Origin of the sequence: Leisingera sp. ANG-S5, assembly GCF_000813925.1 — a bacterium.
Lineage (GTDB): Bacteria > Pseudomonadota > Alphaproteobacteria > Rhodobacterales > Rhodobacteraceae > Leisingera.
In genome coordinates, this window is the sequence record NZ_JWLH01000030.1 from 1 (window position 1) to 963 (window position 963).

Annotated in this window: 1 protein-coding gene; it reads right to left on the reverse strand. The window is 64.9% G+C overall.

The genetic code is table 11. The features are described 5' to 3' along the window. Positions 1–963: NAD(P)(+) transhydrogenase (Re/Si-specific) subunit beta (locus RA25_RS21935; protein ID WP_039175035.1), on the reverse strand; the 963-nt coding region annotated here is incomplete at both ends.

Here is a 963-nt window from a genome sequence, read left to right on the forward strand (position 1 = left end):
CTTTGCATCGCCATAGAACATGCGGGTGTTTTCCTTGAAGAACAGGGGGTTCTCGATGCCGGAGTAGCCGGTGCCCTGGCCGCGCTTGGAGACAAACACCTGTTTCGCCTTCCAGCATTCCAAGACCGGCATGCCCGCGATCGGCGAGTTGGGGTCTTCCTGGGCGGCCGGGTTGACGATGTCGTTGGAGCCGATGACGATGGCCACGTCGGTGTCCGGGAAGTCCTCGTTGATCTCGTCCATTTCCAAGACGATGTCGTAGGGCACTTTGGCCTCGGCCAGCAGCACGTTCATGTGGCCCGGCAGGCGGCCTGCAACCGGGTGGATCGCAAAGCGCACCTCTTTGCCCTTGGCGCGCAGGCGGCGGGTCAGCTCAGCCACGTTCTGCTGCGCCTGGGCCACCGCCATGCCGTAGCCGGGGATGATGATGACGCTGTCCGCTTCGTCCAGGGCTGTGGCCACGCCGTCGGCGTCTATGGCGATCTGCTCGCCCTCCACTTCCATCGCCGGACCGGTGGTGCCGCCGAAGCCGCCCAGGATCACGCTGACGAAGGAGCGGTTCATCGCCTTGCACATGATGTAGGAGAGGATCGCACCGGAGGAGCCCACCAGCGCGCCGACCACGATCAGCAGGTCGTTGCCAAGCGAGAAGCCGATCGCCGCCGCGGCCCAGCCGGAGTAGCTGTTCAGCATCGAGACCACCACCGGCATGTCGGCGCCGCCGATGCCCATGATCAGGTGGTAGCCGATGAACAGCGCCGCCAGGGTCATCAGGAACAGTGGCAGGAAGCCGCCCGAGTTGAAGTACCAGATCAGGCAGAGGAAGGAGAGGCCCGCCGCGCCCGCGTTCAGCATATGGCCGCCCGGCAGCTTGGTGGCAGCCGAGGTGACCTTGCCCGCCAGCTTGCCAAAGGCGATGACCGAGCCGGTGAAGGTGATGGCGCCGATGAAGATGCCGAGGAA